Source organism: Bradyrhizobium sp. 26S5 (assembly GCF_036923295.1).
In the GTDB taxonomy this organism is placed as follows: Bacteria; Pseudomonadota; Alphaproteobacteria; order Rhizobiales; family Xanthobacteraceae; genus Bradyrhizobium; species Bradyrhizobium septentrionale.
In genome coordinates this window covers 2,713,312-2,739,413 of sequence record NZ_CP145948.1, presented here as the reverse complement: position 1 = coordinate 2,739,413, position 26,102 = coordinate 2,713,312, and the positions used below count along the sequence as shown (strand labels likewise).

The 26,102-nt window shown below is 61.8% G+C and carries 16 protein-coding genes and 3 pseudogenes; 5 read left to right on the top strand and 14 right to left on the bottom strand.

Annotated features, from left to right (window positions below; translation table 11 throughout):
* Positions 1-157: 157 nt before the first annotated feature.
* Positions 158-1,192, top strand: coding sequence for an LLM class flavin-dependent oxidoreductase (locus V5279_RS12780; RefSeq protein WP_338697778.1), 1,035 nt, complete (start codon positions 158-160; stop codon positions 1,190-1,192).
* 154 nt (positions 1,193-1,346) lie between these two features.
* Here the strand turns inward: V5279_RS12780 and V5279_RS12775 are convergent, their stop codons facing one another.
* Together V5279_RS12775 and V5279_RS12770 are read right to left on the bottom strand one after the other, a co-directional pair.
* Positions 1,347-3,062 (bottom strand): arylsulfatase, encoded by a 1,716-nt coding sequence (locus V5279_RS12775; protein WP_414645922.1) that lies wholly within the window; start codon positions 3,060-3,062, stop codon positions 1,347-1,349.
* Positions 3,059-3,982 (bottom strand): formylglycine-generating enzyme family protein, encoded by a 924-nt coding sequence (locus V5279_RS12770; protein ID WP_414645921.1) that lies wholly within the window; start codon positions 3,980-3,982, stop codon positions 3,059-3,061. Before V5279_RS12770 ends, V5279_RS12775 begins: the two co-directional genes overlap by 4 nt.
* A 517-nt stretch (positions 3,983-4,499) precedes the next feature.
* On the opposite strand from V5279_RS12770, the gene V5279_RS12765 reads away from it, so the two are divergent.
* Positions 4,500-5,570: a SphA family protein gene (locus V5279_RS12765; protein ID WP_414645920.1), complete on the top strand. Its 1,071-nt coding sequence runs from the start codon at positions 4,500-4,502 to the stop codon at positions 5,568-5,570.
* Positions 5,571-6,272: 702 nt separating this feature from the next.
* Here the strand turns inward: V5279_RS12765 and V5279_RS12760 are convergent.
* Positions 6,273-7,844 (bottom strand): porin, encoded by a 1,572-nt coding sequence (locus V5279_RS12760; RefSeq protein WP_338697774.1) that lies wholly within the window; start codon positions 7,842-7,844, stop codon positions 6,273-6,275.
* 251 nt (positions 7,845-8,095) lie between these two features.
* On the opposite strand from V5279_RS12760, the gene V5279_RS12755 reads away from it, so the two are divergent.
* The 3 genes from V5279_RS12755 to V5279_RS12745 all read left to right on the top strand — a co-directional run bounded on the left by V5279_RS12755 (position 8,096) and on the right by V5279_RS12745 (position 11,305).
* On the top strand, positions 8,096-9,376 hold the full coding sequence (locus tag V5279_RS12755; protein ID WP_338697772.1) for a hypothetical protein: 1,281 nt from the start codon (positions 8,096-8,098) through the stop codon (positions 9,374-9,376).
* A gap of 52 nt (positions 9,377-9,428) precedes the next feature.
* A protein-coding gene (locus V5279_RS12750; protein WP_338692284.1) for an IS3 family transposase occupies positions 9,429-10,780 on the top strand; the annotation gives its coding sequence in 2 pieces (ribosomal slippage) (positions 9,429-9,765 and positions 9,765-10,780; 1,353 coding nt in all).
* Between the two features lie 90 nt (positions 10,781-10,870).
* A complete protein-coding gene (locus V5279_RS12745) occupies positions 10,871-11,305 on the top strand; it encodes a hypothetical protein (RefSeq protein ID WP_338697770.1) in 435 nt (144 codons plus the stop codon).
* Positions 11,306-11,885: 580 nt separating this feature from the next.
* On the opposite strand, the gene V5279_RS12740 is transcribed toward V5279_RS12745, so the two are convergent.
* From V5279_RS12740 to V5279_RS12690, 11 genes and pseudogenes are all read right to left on the bottom strand, one after another.
* Positions 11,886-11,990, bottom strand: a complete 105-nt coding sequence (locus V5279_RS12740; protein WP_414645919.1) for a helix-turn-helix domain-containing protein — start codon at positions 11,988-11,990, stop codon at positions 11,886-11,888.
* A 17-nt stretch (positions 11,991-12,007) separates the two neighbouring features.
* Positions 12,008-12,763, bottom strand: a pseudogene (istB, locus tag V5279_RS12735) (IS21-like element helper ATPase IstB); the annotation flags it as partial.
* Between the two features lie 122 nt (positions 12,764-12,885).
* The gene (gene istB / locus V5279_RS12730) at positions 12,886-13,728 is read right to left on the bottom strand and encodes an IS21-like element helper ATPase IstB (protein WP_176535476.1); all 843 of its coding nucleotides are present in this window, start codon (positions 13,726-13,728) and stop codon (positions 12,886-12,888) included.
* Positions 13,725-14,864: pseudogene (locus V5279_RS12725) on the bottom strand (IS21 family transposase); the annotation flags it as partial. The gene istB (V5279_RS12730) and the pseudogene V5279_RS12725, both read right to left, overlap by 4 nt.
* Positions 14,865-14,986: 122 nt before the next feature.
* Positions 14,987-15,829: an IS21-like element helper ATPase IstB gene (gene istB, locus V5279_RS12720; protein WP_176535476.1), complete on the bottom strand. Its 843-nt coding sequence runs from the start codon at positions 15,827-15,829 to the stop codon at positions 14,987-14,989.
* Positions 15,826-17,358 carry an IS21 family transposase gene (gene istA, locus V5279_RS12715; RefSeq protein ID WP_422389058.1) on the bottom strand — a complete coding sequence of 511 codons (1,533 nt, stop codon included), beginning with the start codon at positions 17,356-17,358 and terminating at the stop codon, positions 15,826-15,828. Before istA (V5279_RS12715) ends, istB (V5279_RS12720) begins: the two co-directional genes overlap by 4 nt.
* Positions 17,359-17,550: 192 nt before the next feature.
* Positions 17,551-17,664, bottom strand: a pseudogene (locus V5279_RS12710) (IS21-like element helper ATPase IstB); the annotation flags it as partial.
* Entirely contained in the window at positions 17,664-19,163 is a 1,500-nt protein-coding gene (gene istA, locus V5279_RS12705) for an IS21 family transposase (protein WP_166309211.1), read from the bottom strand. The pseudogene V5279_RS12710 and the gene istA (V5279_RS12705), both read right to left, overlap by 1 nt.
* A gap of 420 nt (positions 19,164-19,583) precedes the next feature.
* Positions 19,584-21,155 (bottom strand): porin, encoded by a 1,572-nt coding sequence (locus V5279_RS12700; protein WP_338697768.1) that lies wholly within the window; start codon positions 21,153-21,155, stop codon positions 19,584-19,586.
* A gap of 695 nt (positions 21,156-21,850) precedes the next feature.
* Complete coding sequence (locus V5279_RS12695) at positions 21,851-24,955, bottom strand: helicase-related protein (protein ID WP_338701140.1); 3,105 nt, start codon at positions 24,953-24,955, stop codon at positions 21,851-21,853.
* A 606-nt stretch (positions 24,956-25,561) separates the two neighbouring features.
* Positions 25,562-26,086 carry a DUF3455 domain-containing protein gene (locus tag V5279_RS12690; protein ID WP_029078295.1) on the bottom strand — a complete coding sequence of 175 codons (525 nt, stop codon included), beginning with the start codon at positions 26,084-26,086 and terminating at the stop codon, positions 25,562-25,564.
* Positions 26,087-26,102 lie beyond the last annotated feature (16 nt).

Genomic DNA, 26,102 nt, shown 5'->3' with positions numbered 1-26,102 from the left:
TGACCCTTGTCGGGCCGTGGACAGGCATTAGGTGCGGAGTATCTCCAACCGAAGGCTCCACAGCGCGGGTTTGCGGACGCATCCGCAACGTTCCCAACCTGCGTGCGATGGGTGGCCCGCGGCGGATGCTCCGCCGCGCCGACAACCGGACTGACTGATGACCACCTCCCTCGAATTCGGGCTCGATACATTCGGCGACGTCACCAAGGACGCCGCCGGGGCACCGCTGCCGCATGCCCAGGTGATCCGCAACGTCGTCGACGAGGCGGTGCTGGCCGATCAACTCGGGATCGATTTCATCGGGCTCGGCGAGCACCACCGGGCCGACTTTGCGATCTCCACCCCCGAGACCGTGCTGGCGGCGATCGCCGCGCGCACGCAGAACATCCGCCTCGGCTCCGCGGTGACCGTGCTGAGCTCGGACGATCCGATCCGCGTGTTCCAGCGCTTCGCCACCGTCGACGCGCTCTCGAACGGCCGCGCCGAGGTGATCCTCGGCCGCGGCTCCTTCACCGAATGGTTCCCGCTGTTCGGCTTCGACCTCAAGCAATACAACGAGCTGTTCGAGGAAAAGCTCGACCTGTTCACCGAGCTCTTGAAGCAGGAGCCGGTGACCTGGCAGGGCAAGCTGCGGCCACCGCTCGGCAACCAGTCGGTCTATCCGCCGGTCGAGCACGGCCGGCTGAAGACCTGGATCGGCGTCGGCGGCAGCCCCGAATCGGTGGTGCGCGCGGCGCATTACGACCTGCCGCTGATGCTCGCCATCATCGGCGGCGATCCCAGGCGCTTTGCACCCTATGTCGACCTGCATCAGCGCGCCTACCAGCAGTTCGGCCGGGCGCCGCAGCCGATCGGCGTCCATTCGCCGGGCTACATCGCCGAGACGGACGCGCAGGCCAGGGAAGAGCTGTGGCCGGACTACAAGGTGATGCGCGACCGGATCGGCAAGGAGCGCGGCTGGCCGCCAATGGGCCGCGACGAGTTCGTGGCTGAAGCCGAGCAAGGCTCGCTCTATGTCGGCGCCCCCGAAACCGTGGCCCGCAAGATCGCGGCGACCGTGAAGGCGCTCGGCGCTGCGCGCTTCCAGCTGAAATACTCGGCCGGCCTGCTGCCGCACGAGAAGCTGATGAAGAGCATCGAGCTCTACGGCAGCAAGGTGGTGCCGATGGTGCGCGACCTGCTCGCGGCGTGACGCACGATCGCTAGCCCGAAAAGCAAAACCCCCGGCGTTTTGGCGCCGGGGGCTCTGTTAGATCGCAGTCAGATCAAGCGGTATTACCAGTTGCGCTGAGCGCAGAGCGGGGCGGCCTCGAGGCCGCCCCCACCATGCTGATCGTGAATACATGCTATTTTGCGATCGCCGTCCTGGCAGCCTCGATTTTCGCCTTCACGGCATCGAGGTTGAAGCTCGCGCCCTTCTGCATCGGCGGAAACTCGACCGCGGTCATGGCCAGTTGCTCGACCTGCTGCTGGACGAAGACGAAGCGCCAGAATTCATACTTGAACCAGTCGAAGTATTGTTGCGCGCCGTATTTGGTCCCGCTATCGGGCCAACCCGTTCGCTCGAACGGGTCCAGGCGAAGGTTGGTCAGGTAGGGCACGTCAACCTTGCTCTTTTCGCCCAGCCACCCCCCGGGCTGGTCGATGAAGCGATACTTGTAGTCGTCGATGCGCACGGCCCCCAGCTCGCTCTCGCCGAAGTACCAGATTTCGTGTCGGTTCGACGGCCCCTTGCCGGTGATCATGTCCATCTGATTATAACCGTCGAGATAGCACTTATAGGTGCGGTCCCCGATTTGCTTGCCCTTCTTCAGTTCCTCGACAATGTTCGGGTTGCCGGCAGCGGCCAGCAAGGTCGGGAACCAGTCCAGCCCCGAGATGATGCCGTTCTCGACCTTGCCGGCCGGCACCTTGCCCGGCCAGCGGATCATCGCCGGCGCGCGGAAGCCGCCTTCCATGACAGTACCTTTGCTCTGCGCGAAAGGCGTCTGTCCGCCATCCGGCCAAGTGAAGACCTCGGTGCCGTTATCGGTTGTGAAGATGACAATGGTGTTGTCATCCACGCCCATGTCCTTGAGCTTTTGCATCACTATGCCGACATCGTCGTCGAGCTGCGCCATGCCGGCTTCATGAATCGACCAGCCGTTCTTGGAGTTGCGCATCGCCTGGTACTTCGGCGACAAATGCGTGACGATGTGCATACGGGTTGGATTGAGCCACAAGAAGAACGGCTTGTTCTCGGCCTTGGCCTTTTCAATGAAACTCAAGGCCAGGTCTCGGATTTCATCGTCCACGGTTTCCATCCGCTTGGGATAGAGCGTTCCGGCGTCCTCAATCCTCTGCTTGCCGACCTTGCCCCAGCGCGGATCCACGGTGGCATCATCCACATTGGTCGCCCACGAATGGATCATGTTGCGCGGACCGACTTTGTTCAACAGCTCCTGCGGATAAGCGGGGTGGGCCGGATCTTCCATCGCGTCGAGGTGATACAGGTAGCCGAAGAACTCGTCGAAGCCGTGCACTGTCGGCAGAAACTCGTTCTTGTCGCCGAGGTGGTTCTTGCCGAATTGGCCGGTGGCATAGCCCATGCCTTTTAGCGCGGTGGCAACGGTCACGGCCTCCGCCGGCAAGCCTGTGGGGGCGCCGGCCTGACCGACCGTTGTCATGCCGGTGCGGATCGGTAGCTCGCCGGTGATGAAGTTGGCGCGGCCTGCGGTGCAGCTCGCCTCGGCGTAATAATCGGTAAACAGCATGCCTTCTGCGGCGATCTTGTCGAGGTTCGGCGTCCGGCCTGCCATCATGCCACGATGGTAAGCACCGATATTCCAGATGCCGATATCGTCCCCCATGATGACGACGATATTGGGCCGCTGTCCGGCCGGTGCGGGCACCGGGGCCGGCGTTGGTTGCTGCGCTTGCGCGAAGCTTGTCGCACCAACGGCAGAGAGTGCTGAAGCGGCGACGAGCGAACTACCGCTCAACAAGAGATCGCGGCGTTTCAATCCTGCACTGGTGGGTCCCGTACTCATCTCAGGCTTTTCCGGAATCGTATCGTTACTCATGACCTGATCCTCTTCCTGGTGATGCACCTGAAGCCGACATGGCTTGTTGAGGTGTCGATCGGCTCGGCATGACGCGCGGCCGGACGATAGCGGCGGCAGTAGCTGGGGGCGCAAAGATGCGAGCCGCCTTTAAGCACCTTGCGTGGAATCCTGAGGTTCGGCTGACGAGAGTCGTAGCTCGCGCCCTCGGACCCGCCGCGGGGATTTTGCGGGATGCAGCAGGCTTTCGGGGCGTCTGCGTCGTGCTTCTGTGAATACCAATCGGCCGTCCATTCCCAGACATTGCCGATCATGTCATGAAGGCCGTAGCCATTGACCGGGAATACGGTGACGGGCGAGGTGCGTTCGAAGCCATCAGCCACCAGATTCTGGTGCGGGAAATTGCCCTGCCAGGTATTCGCCATGTGCCTGCCGCCGGGAAGTTGCTCGTCACCCCAAGCGAATTCCGCGCCGTCGAGTCCGCCACGCGCGGCAAACTCCCATTCGGCTTCGGTCGGCAAGTCCTTTCCAGCCCACGCCGCGTAGGCCTCAGTATCGCGATAGGCAATGTGGACCACGGGATGATCGTCGAGGCCGCTGATCGAACTGCGGGGGCCGTATGGCCGGCGCCAGTTGGCGCCAAATTTGAAACTCCACCATTGCGACCAGCCGCTCAAATCGACCGGACACTTTGGTGGCATGAAAACCAGCGAGCCTGCCTTGAGCATGTGCGGCAGTGCGCCTGGATAATCCTTTTCGTCAGGCCGCGTCTCCGCGAATGTCACGTAGCCTGTTGCGTTGACGAACTTGCGAAAATCGCGATTGGTGACCGGCGTCCGGTCCATCCAGAAGCCGCTCACCGAGACGCGATGGACCGGCGCCTCTTCGGCATAGTGCCTGTCGGAGCCCATGCGGAACGTGCCGCCCGGAATCCAGATCATGCCCCTCTGGCTGGGCCCATCCGACAAAGGTACGCCTGCCGCAACGCCAACGTCGTGCATAGGCTACTCGCACTGAACGAGTTTCAAAGTTACGAACGCCGCCCCGAGCAAGAATCTCTCGGCAGCTTTCTAGCTCGCCGATTGCTTCGGGGGACGGTTTCACGCCTTGGTCAGTCAAAAGACGATCGAGTATCTGAAGTGCGAGGCCGACTACACAGCGTCTACGAACTAGACAAGATAAGATGCTTCCAGCAACGCATCCTCATATTGATCTGGATCAATCGAGCCTGGTCGCCTCTTCATTATCGAGAGCCCCTGACGACTATGCAAAAACTGCCAAGGCTGTAGCGTCATGGACACAGCCTTTCAATAAAAGGCCGGCTGAACGCAAGTATGCCGATTTCGCATGGACCAACGGCGGCGTCAGCTTATTATTTCCGAGAGTTTCTACCCCGCCGGAGTAATGGCGGGATCGCGAGAGTCGGGGGGATCGGCGATGCGGTACCTTGGACCTGGTTTGGGACGCAGATTTTTTTCGCAGTGGCATTTCAGTGTTGGGGCGCTTGCCGCTCTGCTGGTGCTTTCCACCCAAGCGGCTCGCGCCGATGAAAATGGCATCAGCTTTTGGGTACCCGGATTTTTTGGCAGCCTCGCGGCTGTTCCGCAGCAGGCGCCGGGCTGGTCGATGACCTCGATTTATTATCACACCTCTGTTTCCGCCGGCGGCGACGTGGCGCGGTCGCGCGAAATCACGATTGGTCGCTTTCCCGCCAACCTGACGGCCAACGTGAACGCGACCGTCAATGCGAATGTGAATGTTGGTTTTCTGGCCGGGACTTATACTTTTGCGACACCGGTGCTTGGCGGTCAGGCCTCTGCCACCCTGTTGGCGGCCTACGGATCCAACTCCACCTCGCTCGCTGGATCGCTTGTGGGGACATTGACGGGACCGGGCGGCGCCACGTCCCCCTTCTCCCGGTTTGACAGCATCGACAGCTCGCTCATTGCATTCGGCGACCTGATCCCGCAGTTCGCGCTGCGCTGGAATGCCGGCGTAAACAATTACATGACGTACGTTACCGCCGACCTCCCGGCTGGCGCCTACCAGTCGACCCGCCTGGCGAATATGGGGATTGGGCACTGGGCAATCGACGCGGGCGGCGGCTACACCTATTTCGATCCAAAGACCGGGCATGAATTTTCGACGGTGCTGGGATTCACCTACAACTTCGTCAATCCCTCCACTGACTATCAAAGCGGCGTCGACATGCACCTCGACTGGGGCGCGTCGCAATTCCTGACCAAGCAGTGGCAGGTCGGCCTCGTCGGTTACGTCTATCAGGGGCTCGGATGCGACAGCGGCTCCGGCGATCGCGTCGGCTGCTTTCGGTCGCGCGTGGTCGGCGTCGGCCCGCAGGTCGGCTACATTTTCCCGGTCGGCGACATGCAGGGATATCTGAACCTGAAGGGCTACGGCGAATTCGCCAATGAAAATCGGCCGGCAGGCTGGAACGTCTGGCTGACGTTCAATCTTCAGCCCGCGGCGCCAACGCCGCCGACATCCACAAGGCCCAGATTCACAAAGTAGCAGCGCCGGTGACGCTGCCACCGGCGCCGTGCTGAAGGATCAATCTGGCGCGGCGGCAGCAACGCAATCAGCCAATAGACACTCCGCAGGCGTGCGGACATCTCCGAGTTGGGTCACAAGGCGGCATTCCGGGGGCGCGGCCGAATGTCCGCCTTACCCGTCGAAAGCGGACATCCCGAGTGTATGAGTACAGGCCCCAGTAGGTCGTCGGTGCGCCTATGTCACCGGTGTAGGCATTCGTTGTGTTGTCTCCGTCGAGCGCTGCGATGGCCGCTTTGCGGACCTCCGTATGGAGTCCCTCGGCCACCCCTGACTCCTTGGGTATCGCTGCGCCATCCACGCGCGTCTCTTGGTGGTGAGAGAGGTCGGGCAGACAGAACCATCAAGGGACGACGGGTAGTTGCCGTAGTGGTGAGAAAGCTCAATGCCGAGATTGTCGACCGCGGCTTGCACGTCGGCGCGCGACAGGGTCCATAGCACCGCCACAGGCTCCAACCAGTCGTACTCCAACGGAGAGGGATCGCTTGAGGGCCAATCGCCTGCACGTTGCCCATGGATGACAACGCTGAGCCCGAACCGAGACATCGACATCGTACAAAAAAAATGGCTGTCTATGAGAGCTGCCGCATCGGCGAATAAAGCAAAACCCCCGGCGTTTTGGCGCCGGGGGCTCTGTTAGATCGCAGTCAGATCAACCGGTATTTACCAGTTGCGCTGAGCGCGGAGCAGCATGGTGTAGGTGTTCTGGTCCTTCAGCTCGTAGATCGCACCCGGCTTGCCGATCGTCGGGCTGCCGGGGAAAGCGACCGTACCAGCAAAGCTCTGGTCCAGACGGGTGTAGGTGAAGTCGGCCGAGAAGGTCAGGTTCTTGACCGGGGTCCACTGGGTCTGCGTGCCGATCTGCGCAATGCTGTAATCGGGGTTGCAGGACGTCAGGTTGGAACCAGCACCAAAGAAGTTGCTGAGCGAACCACCAACACCATTGCCGGCCGGGCCGCAGATGTAGCCCTTGGAAGTGCTGTTGTAGTTAACCTGGGCCCAGGCACCGTAGATGCTGGTGTTCCAGTTCGGGTTCCAGTTGTGCACGTAGGCACCGCGGAAGCCGTAGGTCGTGATCAGCTGTTGCGAACCACCAGTGACGAAGATGCTGTCCGGAGCGATGCCGAAGCCGATGCTCTGGTATGCACCGGGGATGTTGGTGCCGCCGAAGATGGTGTTGCCACCAGCCGAACCGGCGAGGTCCTGGATGTTATAGCGGGTCGCACCGTTGGTGTAGACGCCCTGCAAGTTGATGGTGTCGCCAGGTCCGGTCGGGATGTTCTTGATCGACAAGGCCAACTGACCCGCCCAGCCCCACTTGTCGTCAGGATGACCGGTCAACTCAGTGCCGCCGTAGTAGGCCACGTGGTTGTCATGCGCGGCGAACGACGCCTGGAACAGACCCCAAGCCTGGTCGACGCGCAGCATCGCGACGAGGTCCGGAGCGATCGTTCCAGCGTAGTCGCTGATGCCGAACACGTTGGTGTTGCCGGGAACGCCGAAGGTCACGGGAGCACCGAGGTTGACCACGCCAGCCTGATAGTAAGCCGACTGATCCTGAGCCGACAGGGACAGCGACACGCCGTTGCCGAACTGCGCGGTGTAGGTGAACTGGTTCACACCAGTGATCGTACCGCCGCCGCCGACGAGACCGTCGAAGTTGTTGCCCGGATAGTTGGCCCACGGAGCCGAGAACTGCGAGACCGCCTTACCGATGGTGAAGCCGGCGAACTGGATGAAGGCGTAGTAGACGCCGACCGTACCAGCAGCGACAGCACCGGAGTTGGCGTTGTTCGGAGCCGAAACCGCGCCGATCGGCGAGTAAACGGTCGCGCCGTTGCCCTGACCGGCGTAGGTGTCCGAGGTCCACGAGAACGTCGCATCGAAGAAGGTGCGGACCACGCCGTATTCGGTCGCGGTGCGCGTATCGATGTTCAGGTCTTCGCGCGAACGCCAAGTGTAACCGTTGGTGAAGCGGTTCTGTGCGCCAGCGGCACCCGAGGTGTTGCCGGTGTGATCCGAGTTCGTGTTGATGACGACGTCTGCGCGCAGGTAGCCGCCCAGCTTGATACAAGTGTCGGTGCCCGGGATGTAATAGAAACCGGGACCATACAGGGAGCAAATCTTCACGTACTCGACCGCTTTGGCCTTGACGGGAAGATCGGCCGCCTGAGCTCCGCCGACCGCGACGAGAGCCGCCGCCGAGCCGAGGATAAGGCTCTTAACCATCTTCATGTTAAACCTCCAAGTTGCTCTATCTCAGGGAAGGTTCCGGATCCGCCGGGTAAACACCCTAGGTTGGTTCCCTTTGTCCCTTAAATCCCCGCTCAGTCGCTTCGCGCCTTCGGACACACCCGCATGAACGCGAGGGACTTAAGCGATCCGAGGAACCGGGGCGCTGAGTTCTTGAAGATCAGTAACTTACTGATTGCCATCGCTATTTGGATGTCGATAGGTACAAGGCATCGTACAAAATGGCGTTGCGAATGACGAAGCTAAACCGGGCGACCAGAGGAGCGTACGTTGCTCGCAAGGTCCTCCCCAAGGACATCCGATCCGACTACGCTGCCCGCTATGGAATGGCTTGGGAAGAAAAGTTCTACCTCGGGCCATCTGTGTCTGAACACGAAGCCAAAGCGCGGTTTGGCGAATGGCTGGCCGACATTGAAACGCGGATCGGTCAGCTTAGAGCTGCAAAGCGGGCTACCCCTCAGCCGCTCACTCGACAGAACGCCTACGCATTGGCGGGCAGATGGTATGCGTGGTTCATCGCTCGACACGAGAAGGACATTCGTACCCCGGGACACTGGAAGGCTTTGGGGGATATACTGGTGTGGGACGTGATCCGCTTGCATGCACCGGACACGTACGAAGAGCATCCGGGCGATCATCCAGAGTGGGATTGGAAGGCTGATCCCGAGGTGCGCGCAGCTGTGCGACCGGCAATCGCCACCGAATCGCAGACAGCAACATTCCTGATTGAGCAGGGCATTACGCTTAGCCCTGACGCCACCAATCTATTCGTAGATGCGGTGAGCGACAACCTGTTGCCAGCCTTCAACCGATTGGAGGCCCTGGCCCGTGGTCACTACGCGCCGGATGAGCACACCGCTGTGTTCCCAGCGTATGAGGAGGCAAAGCTCTGCGCATCGCGGCTATCGGCGCGGGCACTCTTCGACTTGTGGATCAAGGCTGTTCAGCCAGCGTCGAGCACCGTTGACCGGTGGTCGGCCGTATTCAATGCCGCAGATCGGCGTTTTCCCGATGCTGTCGCAATCAGTTTTCTCGACGCAAAGAATTGGATGAACGGATTGATCAGCGAGGAGCGCACGGCACACACCGTGGCGAGCGTATGGCGCACTGCTTTGAAGACGGTGTTCGCGTGGGGCTTGAGAGAGAGACTGGTCACGCAGAACCCGTTCGCTGAGGTGCACATCAGCGTGCCGCGAAAGAACTTGGAGCGGGAGACGAAGGCTTTTACACAGGATGAAGCAAAGACCATTCTGAGAGCCGCCCTCCTTCTCGACGATTCTAAGTCATGGCACGAGCGCACTTGCCGTTGGGTTCCGTGGATTTGTGCATACACCGGCGCGCGTGCAGGTGAAATTACGCAGTTGCGAGCGGCGGATATTCAGCAGCGGGGCGACTTTTATTTCGCCCGTCTCACGCCATCTGCTGGCAAAATCAAAACGAGAAAGGCGCGAACCGTTCCCCTCCATGAGCACTTGATCGCACTGTTTGCCGTCAGGCCGTGTGAGACAAATTGAAGGATTTTGCGGAGGGAGGATTTCTGGTTCATCGTAGCCACCAGGAGCGAAGATGAAGCAGAAATCCGGACCGGGCAAAGCGCCGGCAGAACAGGTACTAAGGGACATTCGGCGCCAGACCCGCCGGCAGTATTCGGCGGAAGAGAAGATCCGCATCGTGCTGGAAGGACTGCGGGGCGAGGAGAACATCTCCGAGCTCTGCCGGCGTGAGGGCATTGCCGCCTCAATGTATTACGGCTGGTCGAAGGAGTTCCTCGAAGCCGGTAAGCGCCGCCTGGCGGGCGATACGGCGCGTGCGGCGACCTCCGGCGAGGTGACGGATCTCCGTCGTGAGACGGCCGCATTGAAGGAAGTCGTGGCCGACCTCACCCTTGAGAACCGCCTACTCAAAAAAAGCATGAACGGGGATGGGGAGGACGAGGCATGAGATATCCTGCGTCCGAGAAGGCCGAGATCATCCAGTTGGTCGAGCAGTCGCACCTGCCGGCCAAGCGCACGCTGGACAAGCTCGGGATCCCACGCGCCACGTTTTATAGATGGTATGATCGCTATCGTGATGGCGGCGTCGAGGCGCTGGCTGACCACCGGTCTCGACCTGACCGGATATGGAATCGCATCCCCGACGATGTGCGGGGCCAGATCATCGACCTGGCGCTGGAGCTGCCCGAGCTGTCGCCGCGCGAGCTGGCCGTGCGGTTCACCGACGAACGGAAGTATTTTGTCTCCGAGGCATCGGTCTATCGGCTGCTGAAGGCGCATGACCTCATCACCAGCCCCGCCTATGTGGTGATCAAGGCGGCGAACGAGTTCAAGGACAAGACCACCGCCATCAACCAGCTCTGGCAGACCGACTTTACCTACCTCAAGATCACCGGCTGGGGCTGGTACTACCTGTCGACCGTGCTCGATGACTTCTCGCGTTACATCGTCGCCTGGAGGCTTGGTCCCACGATGTGTGCCTCCGACGTCACGGCCACACTCGACCAGGCACTCGCGGCCTCCGGCCTTGACCACATCACCGTCGCGCACCGGCCGAGGCTTCTCAGCGACAATGGTTCGAGTTACGTCGCGGACGATCTGGCCAGGTGGCTCGAATACAAGGGCATGCAGCACGTGCGCGGCGCTCCGTATCATCCCCAAACCCAGGGAAAGATCGAGCGCTGGCATCAGACCCTGAAGAACCGCATTCTGCTCGAGAACTATTATCTACCTCACCACCTCGAACGGCGGATCGGCGCCTTCGTCGAGCATTACAACCACGTCCGCTATCATGAGAGCATCAAAAACCTGACCCCGGCTGACGTCTACTTCGGCAGAGCCGAGACCATCCTAACCGAACGACAGCGCATCAAGCGTGAGACCATCGCAAACCGCCGCTTGCAGCACCAACTGCAGGCCGCTTAAACTCCAACAACAGATGAGCCAGAGCCTCCCTTCTCGAAAAGCCTGATTAGTCTCAAATTATCTGACGACGGACAGGTCGTTAAGCTCTGGGTGGCCGCGACCTTCGGGAGCACAGAACCGCTGCGCAAGTGGCCTTCGGTCATTCTGAAGGATTACAAGGAAAAGCACGGCCATCCTCTAGACCGCAAGAAGTACCATGCGGGCCGGCTGGGCGAGCTGATAATCAAGCGCCAGCCGCTTCTCGGCCAATGGGGCCAGCCGCTAAAGGATGGCCGTGTGCGCACTTGGGCTGATCTTATGTTTGATGAGAGCCGCGTTATCGTCGCTGCGATCCAAGGGTTGATGCGGGATGACATCCCTAGTTTAGCGGTGCATGACAGCCTGATTGTGCCTGAACAACACGAGCGCCGAGGGGCGATGGCGTTGATGGGAGCTTTCAGTGGGTATTTCCGCGCGGGCCATATCCCCGTCAGCCCTAGCCTCAAAATCAACAGCAGGCAGGGAAGCCGCCGGTTCGTGCCGTGATGCCCTTACCGTACCACTAGAGCCTATACCCCCTAGTCTACCAGAGAGAGAGATAGAGGAGGAGGGAGGGAAAGGGAGGGAAGGAGGAGCAGTTGTACCCGTACCATAACGGAGAACGAATTTGACTGTTATCCGTCCCCCGGGCCGAACAATAGGTTGGATTAAAATAGGGCCGCTTCGCATATATCTGCACACGGCCGATGTTCTAACTTTGAGCGGACCAGGGGCATCCTGCAATGCCCCTGTGGGACTCTAGGAAGGCCGTGGGCGCCTTTGACGCTATGCCCGGGGAGACCGGCGGCTCGCTGTAGCGCCCACCAGAGGACTCCGCTGAGTCTCCTGGGGCATCGGCGCCATAGTGCCCCTTTTGGGCGTCGTGTTCATATTGAAGCCCGGCATTTTGGGCCCCACGGTACTTCTGGCGAAGCACACCGCCCGCTTGTGCCGAGCAGAGGCCGAGGACTTTAGCCCGAGCTTTGCGAAGGCGGGTCCCCGGCAACGATGGCCAAGAGGCCCCACCGGAAGCCGGAGTCCCTTAGCTGCGGATTAGCTGGGGGAGCCGATGATCTTCCGCATGGGCTCAGCCCTCTTTGCCTTCCAGAGCGCGATAGACCGACGCACGGCCTATACCAAGCTCCTTCGCGATGGCTGACGGTCCTTTGCCTTCCGCGTGCATCTCCTTCACCTTCGCAACATCCACTGTCAATCGGCGTTCGACTGGGACCCCCTATCGGCATCCAAAAGGGACCCCTTTGATCGGCGTGCTCTGCTGGTAGCGCTCGGGTCGTCGGAGCTGGTCGGGGTTGCGGAGACGGCGCGAGCGCGGGTTGTTTGAACATCGTCGCGGCTTTTGAATCGCCAGCTGTCGTTGCCGGTCTCGACGATGTCGCAGTGATGGGTCAATCGGTCGAGTAGCGCGGTGGTCATTTTGGCATCACCGAACACACTGGGCCATTCGCCGAACGCAAGATTGGTGGTGACAATGATGGAGGTGCGCTCGTAGAGCCGGCTGATGAGATGGAACAGGAGCTGACCGCCGGATTGCGCGAACGGCAGATAGCCCAGCTCGTCGAGAACGATGAAGTCCATGCGGGTCAGATGCTCGGCGAGCCGTCCCTGCCGACCGTTGCGGGTCTCGGTCTCGAGCCGGTTGACGAGGTCGACTACGTTGTAGAAGCGTCCTCTGGCGCCATCGCGGATGCAACTTCTGGCGATGGCAATGGCCAAGTGGGTTTTGCCTGTACCGGTGCCGCCAACCAGCACGACGTTGCGTTGTTGGGCGATGAAGCCGCCGCCAGCGAGATCATTGACGAGAGTCTGATTGATCGGCGTGCCGTCGAACTGGAAGTCGGCGATGTCCTTGGCGAGCGGCAGCTTGGCAATGGTGAGCTGGTATTTGATCGACCTGGCTTGCTTCTCGTTGATCTCGGCGTTGAGCAGGTCGCCGACAATGCGTTGAGTATAGCGCGACAATCAGGATGAGAGCGGCGCGTCAATCAAGATGAGACGAGGCGGCCGAGTCAGGAGATAATTGACGCTGGCCGCCTACTTGGCAAGCGTTGATTGACGCTGCGCGACAATCAAGCGGCGCTGCCAGCGTCAATCACAGTCTTGTCGAGTTCGTTGGGGGTCGTGTGAACAGGTGGCCGGCCTGGACCGCGCTTGCGATCGAGGGCAACTTTTCGACGGTAACTTTCGACGTTCATCTCGAGGATCGTGGCGTGGTGGACCAAACGATCGATGGCAGCCAACGTCATTGCCTGGTCCGGGAAGATACGCCCCCATTCGCCAAATGGCTGATTGGCCGTGATCAGCAGCGAGCGTCGTTCGTAGCGGGCGGCGATCAACTCGAACAGCACACTGGTTTCCGCCTGATCCTTGCTCACATATGTGATGTCGTCGAGGATCAGGAGGTCATAGCGATCGAGTTTGGCGATCGCGGACTCCAGCGCCAGCTCGCGCCGCGCGACCTGCAGCCGTTGCACCAGATCAGTGGTGCGCGCGAAGAGAACGCGCCAACCGTTCTCGACGAGAGCCAGGCCGATCGCCGTGCCGAGATGGGTCTTGCCGCCGCCCGGTGGACCGAACAAGAGCAAATTGGCGCCGGCCTTCAACCAGGCGTCGCCAGCGGCGAGCGCCATCGCCTGTGCCTTTGATAGCATCGGCACGCTTTCGAAGTCGAAGGTGGCGAGCGTCTTGCCGGCGGGCAAACGCGCTTCCACCATGTGTCGCTCGATCCGACGGCGGGTGCGATCGGCCGCCTCGTGCTCGGCAAGGGCGGCGAGGAAGCGGGCGGCAGGCCACCCTTCCTTGTCCGACTGTGCGGCGAGCTTCGGCCAGATCGCCTTGACGCCCGGCAGGCGGAGCTCATTGAGAAGCAGCTCGACACGGGCAGCATCGACGGAGGTAGCGATACCGGTCATGCTGCCTCTCCCAGGTTCGAGCGGCCCGACATGACGCTGACGGAGGCGAGTTCATCGTAGACGTCGAGCGGCGCCAGCTTGACGGCGACACGCGGGATCGAGGCCGCCTCGGGTCGGAAGCGGTCGCGCAGCGCGGCAAGATCGGGTAACTGTCCGGCGTCCAGATCCATCGCGATCACCTCGGCGAGTTCTGCTTCGCAGGCGCGCTCGTGAGCCAGCGCCAGAAGCTCGACCGTCACCTTGCAGGCGCGCCGGTCATCACCATGCTCCCGCAAGGTCTCGAACAGACGTTTGTAAGCTGCACGCGGGAAGAGTTGGTCGCGATAAACGAGATTGAGGAGCGCCATCGGCTTGCGCCGCAGGGCATGGATGACGTGCCGGTAATCCACAACATGACCGCCCTGGCTCTCGGACACAGGCCGACCGCGCCGCAGCGTCACGACCGGCGTGACGCCAAGGAAGCATTCGAGCCGGTCGTCGAAGATGCGCACACGCAGGCGATGGCCGATCAATCTTGAAGGCACGGTGTAGAATACGCGCCGCAGGATGAAGCCGCCTGACGACGTCACCGGGATCACTTTCTCCTCGAAGTCGGTCGTGCGGCCTTTTGGCAGCGGCGCCAAGGCCTCCTTCTCGAGCGCGATCGGCTTGGCGAGGTTGGCGTTGCGCCGGCCGACAATCTCGTCGACAAAAGCCCGGTACGCATCGAGACTGGCGAACTCGCGCGTCCCCCGCAGCAACAGCGCATCTTCCAGTGCCCGCTTGAGATGGCCGTGCGCGCTCTCGATCGAGCCGTTCTCATGTGCGATGCCCGCATTGTTGCGCGTTGGCGCCATGCCATAGTGGCCCATCAGCCCGGCGTAGCGCTGCGTCAGATCCCCCCGTGCGTCGGCGGCCAGATTGCGGAATGCTGCCGACAGGCTGTCGCTGCGATGCTCCCGCGGCACGCCGCCAAGCGCCCACAGCGCGTTCTGCAAGCCCTCCGCCAGGGCGACGAAGCTTTCGCCGCCGAGCACGACATGGACATGCTCGAAGCCGGAGAACGCCAACCGGAAGTGATAGAGCCGGTGATCGAGCGGCTCACCCGCGATGGTAATACCGAGCGCGCTCACGTCGGTGAAGTCGGACAGACCCAGGCTATAGCGCGACAATCAGGATGAGAGCGGCGCGTCAATCAAGATGAGACGAGGCGGCCGAGTCAGGAGATAATTGACGCTGGCCGCCTACTTGGCAAGCGTTGATTGACGCTGCGCGACAATCAAGCGGCGCTGCCAGCGTCAATCACAGTCTTGTCGAGTTCGTTGGGGGTCGTGTGAACAGGTGGCCGGCCTGGACCGCGCTTGCGATCGAGGGCAACTTTTCGACGGTAACTTTCGACGTTCATCTCGAGGATCGTGGCGTGGTGGACCAAACGATCGATGGCAGCCAACGTCATTGCCTGGTCCGGGAAGATACGCCCCCATTCGCCAAATGGCTGATTGGCCGTGATCAGCAGCGAGCGTCGTTCGTAGCGGGCGGCGATCAACTCGAACAGCACACTGGTTTCCGCCTGATCCTTGCTCACATATGTGATGTCGTCGAGGATCAGGAGGTCATAGCGATCGAGTTTGGCGATCGCGGACTCCAGCGCCAGCTCGCGCCGCGCGACCTGCAGCCGTTGCACCAGATCAGTGGTGCGCGCGAAGAGAACGCGCCAACCGTTCTCGACGAGAGCCAGGCCGATCGCCGTGCCGAGATGGGTCTTGCCGCCGCCCGGTGGACCGAACAAGAGCAAATTGGCGCCGGCCTTCAACCAGGCGTCGCCAGCGGCGAGCGCCATCGCCTGTGCCTTTGATAGCATCGGCACGCTTTCGAAGTCGAAGGTGGCGAGCGTCTTGCCGGCGGGCAAACGCGCTTCCACCATGTGTCGCTCGATCCGACGGCGGGTGCGATCGGCCGCCTCGTGCTCGGCAAGGGCGGCGAGGAAGCGGGCGGCAGGCCACCCTTCCTTGTCCGACTGTGCGGCGAGCTTCGGCCAGATCGCCTTGACGCCCGGCAGGCGGAGCTCATTGAGAAGCAGCTCGACACGGGCAGCATCGACGGAGGTAGCGATACCGGTCATGCTGCCTCTCCCAGGTTCGAGCGGCCCGACATGACGCTGACGGAGGCGAGTTCATCGTAGACGTCGAGCGGCGCCAGCTTGACGGCGACACGCGGGATCGAGGCCGCCTCGGGTCGGAAGCGGTCGCGCAGCGCGGCAAGATCGGGTAACTGTCCGGCGTCCAGATCCATCGCGATCACCTCGGCGAGTTCTGCTTCGCAGGCGCGCTCGTGAGCCAGCGCCAGAAGCTCGACCGTCACCTTGCAGGCGCGCCGGTCATCACCATGCTCCCGCAAGGTCTCGAACAGACGTTTGTAAGCTGCACGCGGGAAGAGTTGGTCGCGATAAACGAGATTGAGGAGCGCCATCGGCTTGCGCCGCAGGGCATGGATGACGTGCCGGTAATCCACAACATGACCGCCCTGGCTCTCGGACACAGGCCGACCGCGCCGCAGCGTCACGACCGGCGTGACGCCAAGGAAGCATTCGAGCCGGTCGTCGAAGATGCGCACACGCAGGCGATGGCCGATCAATCTTGAAGGCACGGTGTAGAATACGCGCCGCAGGATGAAGCCGCCTGACGACGTCACCGGGATCACTTTCTCCTCGAAGTCGGTCGTGCGGCCTTTTGGCAGCGGCGCCAAGGCCTCCTTCTCGAGCGCGATCGGCTTGGCGAGGTTGGCGTTGCGCCGGCCGACAATCTCGTCGACAAAAGCCCGGTACGCATCGAGACTGGCGAACTCGCGCGTCCCCCGCAGCAACAGCGCATCTTCCAGTGCCCGCTTGAGATGGCCGTGCGCGCTCTCGATCGAGCCGTTCTCATGTGCGATGCCCGCATTGTTGCGCGTTGGCGCCATGCCATAGTGGCCCATCAGCCCGGCGTAGCGCTGCGTCAGATCCCCCCGTGCGTCGGCGGCCAGATTGCGGAATGCTGCCGACAGGCTGTCGCTGCGATGCTCCCGCGGCACGCCGCCAAGCGCCCACAGCGCGTTCTGCAAGCCCTCCGCCAGGGCGACGAAGCTTTCGCCGCCGAGCACGACATGGACATGCTCGAAGCCGGAGAACGCCAACCGGAAGTGATAGAGCCGGTGATCGAGCGGCTCACCCGCGATGGTAATACCGAGCGCGCTCACGTCGGTGAAGTCGGACAGACCCAGGCGGCCGGGCTCGTGCTGCTGGCGGAAGATCACGTCCTGTTCGGGGCCGTTGAGCGCCCGCCAGGCGTTGATGCGCCGCTCCAGCGTGCGGCGGATGTTCGGGTTCAAGTCATGATGCCGTCGGCGCAGCTCGTCCAGCACGCCGATCACGCGGATGCCGGGCGCAGCCTTCAGGATCGGAACGATCTCGGCGTCCCAATACTGCCCGAGCGGATCGGACCGGCGCCGGCCCCTCGGCGTCTTCTTCTGCGATGGCGGGCGACAATCGCCCTCGATTCGATACGCGCTTGCCTTCGAGAACCCCGCCTTGGCCGCGGCGGCCTCGGGGGACAGTGTCAGTCGGTACGTCATGTACAGCCTCATCTGGTGGTCGGTGATGTGGAGGCCAGGCAAGGCATCGATTCCCTCTTGTCGAGACGAACCAACAGCTTGCACCAGCCGCACCCGGCCGCCAGACGGGTCCAAAAACGCGCGACGCCGATGGGGACGGTCCTCCGGTCGGGCTGCGCCCTCCCTTCGGTCCGTCCCCATCGGCGCAGTCTCACCTTGATTGTCGCTGGAGTCTCACCCTGATCGCCGCCGCGCACGTTGAGGCTCGTGCTGGCGCTTGACGGCAGTTGCCATGATCTCGTCGAAGGCAGCCTTCATGCCGTAGAGCTTAAGTTCGCCCATGAGGTCGAAGATTTGGGTTCGTTCCATCAGATGGTCCTCCGGAGGTTGTCGTAGCGGGCACAATCGGCGATCGGTGCATGACGGAGCGTCAGTGCGGCCGGCGTCATGATGTTGGCCGGTGGGGCGGGTTCACGTTGACGGGCCAGGATATTGAGAACGACATCGGCGGAATGGACGCTGTGACTGAGCGCTTCGGCACAAGCCGCTTCCACCGCGGACAGACCGTCAGTCAGCACCGCGGTGAGGATGTCGACCATCTGCCGATTGCCATCGTCGGTGCTGGCCAGCTTGCGCCGGATCCGCTCGATCGCGGCCGGCAGCACCCAGTCTTTGAAGGGAGCACCGTTGCGCAAGGCGCCGGGTTTGCGGGCGAGCACCGGCACATAATGCCAGGGGTCGTAGACGGTATCGCCGCGGCCAAAGGATCGCGGGTGCTCGGCAACGATACGTCCATCCTGACGGATCACGATGCGATCGGCATAGGCTTGAACCTCGACCGGTCGTCCGACTGCACTGGCTGCGACCGAGTACTTGTTGTTGTCGAAGCGCACCAGGCAGGTCTTCGAGACCGATGCTGTCACCGCATGGAAGCCGTCGAAGCGGCCGGCATAGGGAACGAGTTTGGGGCGTTCGGCTTCGAACACGTCCCAGATCGTCTGATCGACCAGCTCCGGATGGCGATGAGCCTTGGCGTAGGCGATGCACTTGTCGAGCAGCCAGGCGTTTAACTCGTCGAGGTTTTTGAACCGCAGCCGCGGCGTGAAGAAGCGCTCCCGGACCAGCCCGACCTGGTTCTCGACCTGCCCCTTCTCCCAGCCCGACGCTGGCGTACAGGCGACCGGATCGACCAGATAGTGGCTGCACATCTGCAGGAAGCGGCGATTGTAGAGACGGCCTTTACCGACAAAGATCGTCTCCACCGCGGTCTTCATGTTGTCGTAGATGCCGCGGGTGCAGGTGCCTTTGAACAGGGCGAATGCCCGGTCGTGGGCGTCGAACACCATCTCCTGCGTCTCCCGCGGATAGGCCCGCACGAACAGCATGCGACTGTGACAGAGCCGAACATGAGCAGCCTTCACCATCACCGTGGTGCCGCTCAGCAGGACCACCTCGTGGCTCCAGTCGAACTGGTAGGCTTCGCCTGGTGCAAAGCTCAGCGGCACATAAGCCGACGCTGTCGAGGTGCCGCGTTCCTTGGTCCACCGTCGGGCGTATCGACGAACCGCATCATAGCCGCCGGCATAACCCAGGCCGCGGAGTTCCTCGAATAGCCGGATCAGCGTCAGCCGTTCCCGCGCCGCCTTGCTCTCATTCCCTGCCAGCAACCGATCAAGCTCGGCACTCCAGGCACCCATCTTCGGGAGCGGCTGCGTCTCGCGCTCGTACCGGAACTCCGTCGCTTGAGAACGAATGACCTTGCGAACCACCTTCCGCGATACGCCAAGTTCTCGGCAGATCGCCTTGATCGGACGACCATCAACAAAGTAGGCGCGACGGATCTTACCAATCGTCTCCACCACCAGCATCCCAACCTCGGCTTCCATGACTCGATGGAAGCCACTGTGGACCCTTATCCCGGGGTCCCGATTGGATGCCGATCACCCCGAAACGGGGTCCTTATTCCATGCCGAAACACAGCAAAAAGGCCGCAGACGTGGCAGCTGCTTGGGGTCATCCGTCTTGACGAGATGAAGCAGGGTGACCTTTTCGGCTAAACCGGCCGCTCATCCAAGCCGGGCCATTGGTGGTGGTCACGGAAGATAGTACAACCGGCACGCAGCTACGCTGATTTGTGCTTATTTTTCAACGCGAACGCTCTGTGCCGGTCGCCTCGTTCCGGGCGCGCCCGCGCCGGTATGGACCAAGCCAATGTTGGCGGCTTCCAAAGCAAAACCCCCGGCGTTTCCACCGGGGGCTCTGTTAGCTTGCAATCAGATCAACCGGTATTACCAGTTGCGCTGAGCGCGGAACATCAGCTGGTGGGTGTTCTGGTCCTTCAGCTCGTACACAGCAGCCGGCTTGCCGATCGCTGCCGAGCCGGGGAAGTTGATCGTGCCGGCGAAGCTCTGATCCAGGTGTGTGTAGACGTAGTCTGCCGAGAAGGTCAGGTTCTTCACCGGGGTCCACTGGGTCTGCGTGCCGATCTGCGCGATGCTGTAGTCGGGGTTGCAGGAAGTCAGGTTCGCAGCACCACCAAGCAGCGGGGCGAAGGTACCACCGAAGCCGGTTCCGCCGGCACCGCAGATGTAGCTCTTGGACGTGCCGTTGTAGTTAACCTGGGCCCAAGCGCCGTAGATGCTGGTGTTCCAGTTCGGGTTCCAGTTGTGCACATAGGCACCCCGGAAGCCGTAGGTCGTGATCAGCTGCTGCGAGCCACCGGTCACGAACACACTGTCCGGAGCAAAGCCGAAGCCGATGCTCTGATAGGCGCCCGGGATACCGGTGCCACCGTAGATGGTGTTCGCACCAGCCGAACCGGCGAGGTCCTGGATGTTGTAGCGGGTCGCACCGTTGGTGTAGACACCCTGCAAGTTGATGGTGTCGCCAGGTCCGGTCGGGATGTTCTTGATCGACAAGGCCAACTGACCAGCCCAACCCCACTTGTCGTCCGGATGACCGGTCAACTCGCTGCCGCCATAGTAGGCCACGTGGTTGTCATGCGCCGCGAACGACGCCTGGAACAGACCCCAAGCCTGGTCGACGCGCAGCATCGCGACGAGGTCCGGAGCAATCGTGCCAGCGTAGTCGCTGACGCCGACGATACCAAGCGCGCCGGGAGGTGCAATCGTGACCGGAGCGCCGAGATTGAACACACCAGCCTGATAGTAAGCCGACTGATCCTGAGCCGACAGAGACAGCGACACGCCGTTGCCGAACTGCGCGGTGTAGGTGAACTGGTTCACACCAGTGATCGTACCGCCGCCGCCGACGAGACCGTCGTAGTTATTGCCCGGATAGTTGGCCCACGGAGCCGAGAACTGCGAGACCGCCTTACCCATGGTGAAGCCGGCGAACTGGATGAAGGCGTAGTAGACGCCGACCGTACCAGCAGCGACAGCACCGGAGTTGGCGTTGTTCGGAGCCGAAACCGTGCCGATCGGCGAGTAAACGGTCGAGCCGTTACCCTGCCCGGCGTAGGTGTCCGAGGTCCACGAGAAGGTCGCATCGAAGAAGGTGCGGACCACGCCGTACTCGGTCGCGGTGCGCGTATCGATGTTCAGGTCTTCACGCGAACGCCAGGTGTAGCCGTTGGTGAAGCGGTTGGCAGCACCACCGGCCCCCGAGGTGTTGCCGGTGTAGTCCGAGTTCGAGTTGATGATGACGTCTGCGCGCAGATAGCCGCCCAGCTTGATGCAAGTATCGGTGCCCGGGATGTAGTAGAAACCCGGACCATACAGGGAGCAAATCTTCACGTACTCGACCGCTTTGGCCTTAACGGGAAGGTCAGCTGCCTGTGCCCCTCCAACAGCGAGCAGAGCCGCCGCCGAGCCGAGGACAAGGCTCTTAACCATCTTCATGTTAACCTCCAAGTTGAGACCTCGTACAAAACGGCGTACAAAGTCGATTGAGCTGCCCGCGAAAAAACGTTGAAGATCAACGCATCCTCATTGCGATGGTGGACTTAAGCGAACCACCTAAAACGGGACGACCTCGGGATGCCCCCCTCCGTCGCAGTTCCATATGAGACAGAAGGCCCCCGATCACGCAACAAAAGACCGCTCGGTTTGGGGCGAGTTGCGGCTGTTTTCGGGCAAATGTTGCACAAATATCACGGGCATTTGAACTGCGATGCCTCCGCAAGCCTCTGAAATATAAGACGAATATTTATAATACCGTTAGCCGCCGTAACTTTGGGCAACACGGGGCGGAACGGTGTGCAAAACGCGTAATCCTACGAAGATGGTGGGAAGCGGGCCCCGTTTCAGCGAGGGCTGATTCCCGGGTCGGACCGCCCCTCACGCCTAAAACCAACGGTATCTGAACAACATAGCCGGGGTCTGGATACCGCCGATTCTCGCTCGGACAGGCGGTATCCGGGTCGGCGGGATAGGCCGACAATAGCCGGCGGATCGCCACAGATGCGCACTAGCGGTTTTCCATGTCAGCGAGACGTCAGCGCAAGCGACGATTGGTTTGTTCTCCGCAACCGGCGCGCGGCGAAAAATCTCCACTGCGCGATGCACTGGCAAGACGCACTGAAGTAACATCGCACTCACTCGTCCAGAATATCCAGCAGATGCTCGATCCGCTCGAAAGGCGGCTCGTGTGTCTTGTCTGAGTAGAATACGCGATCGCCGTCGCGCTGGAGCGATCGCGCTCTGGATTTCGGCAGCCTGCCGGGTAAGAACGTCGCCGCGACAGCCTCCGGCCCGACGTCGAGCCTCACGATACCTCGCCGCTTGCAATCGATCCTGAGGCGCGCCGCCGCGAAGAAATCCCGGCCGGCCGATGGCAGTCCGCCGAAGCGGCGCGAGGTCTCTTCCTCCAGATCTTCCAGATCGTCCTCGCTCCGGCACCTGGCGGCGCGGCCATAGATTTCAAGGCGCATCGTTTCCGATTGCACGTAGCTCTTGGGCAGCAGATCCGCGAGCGGAAGGTTGAGGTCGGGCACCCACAGATCGGCGGCCCGGTCGTTCGTCTTCTCCGAGGCCTGTTTCAGCAGGTGGCTATAAAGCACGGGGCCGAAAACCTGCACGTGGCCGGATTGCCGCTCGGAGAGCAGATCGCCTGCACCTCTGAGGTCCAGATCGCGCTCGCTGATGGCGAAGCCGGCACCCGGTTTGCTGAACTCCTCGAGAACAGCCAAGCGCTTGCCGGATTGCTCCGAACTGGATTCAGTCAGCATGGAGGCGAAGGCGCGCGTCCCGCCACGCCCGACCCGTCCTCGGAGCTGATGGAGCTGTGCCAGACCGAACTTTTCCGGCCAGCAGACCACGATGGTATTCGCCCGCGGAATGTCGAGACCGCTTTCGACGATATTGGTCGCCAGGAGAACGTCCGCCTCGCCTTCGACGAAACTCATCATTCGGTCGTCAATCTCGTCGGCGGGCAGCTTGCCGTGCAGGCAAACGATGCGGAGCTCCGGGGCGACCGCCTGCACGCGCGCCAATAGCGGCTCCAGATCCTGGATACGCGGACAGATCAAAAAGCTTTGCCCGTGACGGCGCTGCTCGCGCAGCAATGCAGCGGCAATGGCAGCGTCCGAAAGTGGCGCGATCTTGGTCACGATCGGCAGCCGATGCACAGGCGGGGATGCGATCACGCTGAGATCCCTGAAGCCCGCGAGACCCGCCGCAAGCGTGCGCGGGATCGGCGTGGCACTCATCCAGAGCGTATGGACGCCCTTCGCCAGGCCCGAGAGCTTTACCTTCTCCGCCGCCCCGAAGTGCTGCTCTTCGTCGACAATGACCAGACTGAGCTTGGCGAATTTCACGTCCCTGGATGCGATCGCCTGTGTGCCGACCACGACCTTCATTTTACCGCTTCGCAGGCCCTCCTTGGTCTCCCTCGTTTCCGGAGCCGACGTCGCGCGCGACAAGCTTCCCACTTCGATGCCGAGCGGGGCGAACCGTTTGCGGAAGGTTGCGACGTGCTGCCTTGCCAGAACGGTCGTCGGCACAACGACAGCAACTTGTCTGCCCGACAGCGCAACGCTCGCCGCCGCGCGCAGCGCAACCTCCGTCTTTCCGAACCCGACGTCGCCGCAGACCACCCGATCCATAGGGTGACCAGATGCGAGATCATCCAGCACGTCGCGAATTGCCTTCGCCTGGTCGACCGTCGTGAAATATGGAAAGCGCGCGACAAACCGCTCGTATGCGGGACCGGGAGCGACCAGCCTGGGAGCACGCCGGCGACGCCGTTGGGCGATATGTTTGGCAAGCTCCCTGCCGGCAATCTGAATGTCTTTCTCCGCCTCGGTACGCCGCGCCCACCAGGTACTTCCATCGGCCCGGTCCAATGTCAGCTTGCCGCGCTCCGCCGCATAAGGCCAGATCAGGGCGAGATCGGCCGGCGGAACGAGGACGGCGTCATCTCCCGCAAATGCCAGCCTGACCATCTCGCGCGATGACCCCTTCCCCATGTCGAGGGTCTGCAAGCCATCGAGCATGGCGAGCCCCCGGTGCAGATGAACGACGACCGCGCCTCGCTCCGGCACATCAGGATGATCGAAAGCCGCACTCCAGGCCCTTGCCATGGGTTGCGGATGATGGGCCCTGCTGCCGAGCACGTCGGTCGCCGTCACGACGATGAGCGGCTTGCGGCCAGAGCCGATGAAGCCGGTATCGAAGTCAGCCAGCAATGCGGCTTCGCCACCGCGTCCCTTCGCGGCCTCGTTCCAGTCGGCGAAGCGCTCCGTCTTGATCCCGCTCATTCGCTCCATCGCGCGCAAATCGTCCTCCACCGCCGCGACAAAAAGCAGCCGCGATCCGGCGCGCTGCGTGTCGGCGACGAATGCGCGGAGAGTTTTGCGCAACGACGCGACCGTCGAGAAATCGGGCGTGGGGGTGAACGCCGCCTTTCGAGGCAGCGCACTCATGCGCTTGGTCAGCCGCTTCCAGTCACCGGGCCCAAAGTACTCGCGCTCCGCCTCTCTGCGGCCGGCGGCCTCCTTGATCGTACTCAGCCAGCTGTCGGCGTGGCCCAAAACTCCTGCGTCCGCGATCCAGCGAGCGCGAGGGCAATAATCCGGCAGCGCCGCGCGCTGCGCCCGCTTGCCTCTCAACGCGATCCGTTCGGACATCGGATCGATAAGCAGTTCTTGCGTGTCGAAGACGACGTCATGTTCGACCGGATCGACGCCAGCGATTCTGCGGATCACTCCACCGGAATGCTCAATTCTGAACGGCCCAAGGGCGCCGGCGGGAAACACTTCGAACGTCATTCCGTGGAACAGCACGCTTCCGGGATAATCCGCCTCTTCGTCGAGATCGTACCCCAACGCTTCCAGACGATCCTTGAGATCCGGCTCGGAATAGCTCGCCCCCACCTTCAGGCTGATGCTGAGGCGGCCCCAGCTGGCGGGTAACGGCAGCCGTTCCATGATCGCCTCCGCCGTCGACACCAGGAAGACCGGCTTCTTGCTCCTGGCGAGACGCCTCAACACCGAACTCCGTCTGCCGGCGATCTCCGGAGACGGTTCCAGCCCGTCAAATGGCAAGGTATTCAGCCTCGGGAATACGAGCACCTCGAGCGAAGGGTCGATCGAATGGAGCACGCTGCCCAACCGCTCGGCCCTGTTCTCGCTTTCCGAAAGGAAAACGATGCCGTCACGGCGGGACTTCTTCCATTGCTCGAGGAGATGGAGGGCCAACATGCCGAGAGGCGAGGAAGACGAGATCCCGGAACGCGCCAATCCCTTGCTTTTCTTCTTCTTCGCGCCAGCAGCGGCACGGGCTTTCTTGGGTTTCGCCACGTCGGATCCATCGCTATTTCGTCAGTACGTCGGGGGCCGACTCGGCGCTTGTCGCCTACCGGCATGGAAACGAAACCGGCACAGATTTCCAGATAGCGGGGCAAATCGCTCGAAATGCCGGTGACGCCCCAGTCTGGGAGGTGTCTCAATTTCTTTGTTAAATCAATGATTCGCTTGCTGGCCGGGGCGGGAGGGATCGAACCTCCGAATAGCGGAATCAAAATCAGTTGGAATATGCAACGAAATCAAGGCGCGTTTGGAAAAAAGCACCAAAATGCGCTCTCATAACTTCGATAGCTTAGTTCTCAAAAAGAAATGGCAGGAAATGCCAACTCAAATGAAATAATGGCCGGCGCCTTTCGCAAGGTCACCTTGATTTCAGGTAAGACTGTCCTTGATGGTTTCGATATTCACGTCGACGCGCGCAGGCGATCACCTATCCAAAGGTACTAAGGTGCGTCAAAGGACGACAGCTTTGCGCCATGAGGTACCGTGGGACCGGTACCATCAGCCGCTCTTGCGCAGGAACACGTAGTCCGCGGAATAGGGCGCGCTGCGGTAATCCCCGGCTCTCTCGCACGATCCCCGCGCGACCCCGCCCTCGGTGTTGATGCGCTGGACAACGGTCGCGGCCGACAGCACACCGTTGCCGCGCTGGTCGACCACTTCGAGCTCGAGCGACGGAATGTCGTTCGAGGTTGCGCCGGGCGCGCTGGCGACGACCTTGCCCTTCACGGCGCTACCGTCCGTGAGCTCCCAACTCGGTCCGCCGTAATGCCGTCCAATCGACTTTCCGTCCAGCATGAGCGTCGCAATCGGCTCGCGCAATTGCCAAGTCAGCGCGCGAACTCGCGATTGGGATTTCCCGGCGTCGGGCTTGCATTCGTAGACCTGCGCGCCCTCGGCATGGAGGGTGGTGATGACGGTCCTGTCGCGCACCGCAATCGCCAACGGCTCTTGCGCGGCCGCCCTGCTGACGAGCCAGAGGGCGGCAAACGAAACGGCGCGAAGGAAAGCAGTCGGAATCTTCATCGGTTATTCCCGGTTT

Excerpts from the sequence above, each read along its gene's own strand:
- V5279_RS12700 (WP_338697768.1), bottom strand. The coding sequence starts at position 21,155 with ATGAAGATGGTTAAGAGCCTTGTCCTCGGCTCGGCGGCGGCTCTGCTC.
- V5279_RS12770 (WP_414645921.1), bottom strand. The coding sequence starts at position 3,982 with ATGATCTGGATTCCGGGCGGCACGTTCCGCATGGGCTCCGACAGGCAC.
- istB (WP_176535476.1), bottom strand. The coding sequence starts at position 13,728 with ATGACCGGTATCGCTACCTCCGTCGATGCTGCCCGTGTCGAGCTGCTT.
- V5279_RS12690 (WP_029078295.1), bottom strand. The coding sequence starts at position 26,086 with ATGAAGATTCCGACTGCTTTCCTTCGCGCCGTTTCGTTTGCCGCCCTC.
- V5279_RS12760 (WP_338697774.1), bottom strand. The coding sequence starts at position 7,844 with ATGAAGATGGTTAAGAGCCTTATCCTCGGCTCGGCGGCGGCTCTCGTC.
- V5279_RS12780 (WP_338697778.1), top strand. The coding sequence starts at position 158 with ATGACCACCTCCCTCGAATTCGGGCTCGATACATTCGGCGACGTCACC.
- istA (WP_166309211.1), bottom strand. The coding sequence starts at position 19,163 with ATGCTGGTGGTGGAGACGATTGGTAAGATCCGTCGCGCCTACTTTGTT.
- V5279_RS12775 (WP_414645922.1), bottom strand. The coding sequence starts at position 3,062 with ATGAGTAACGATACGATTCCGGAAAAGCCTGAGATGAGTACGGGACCC.
- istB (WP_176535476.1), bottom strand. The coding sequence starts at position 15,829 with ATGACCGGTATCGCTACCTCCGTCGATGCTGCCCGTGTCGAGCTGCTT.
- V5279_RS12695 (WP_338701140.1), bottom strand. The coding sequence starts at position 24,955 with ATGTTGGCCCTCCATCTCCTCGAGCAATGGAAGAAGTCCCGCCGTGAC.
- V5279_RS12755 (WP_338697772.1), top strand. The coding sequence starts at position 8,096 with ATGACGAAGCTAAACCGGGCGACCAGAGGAGCGTACGTTGCTCGCAAG.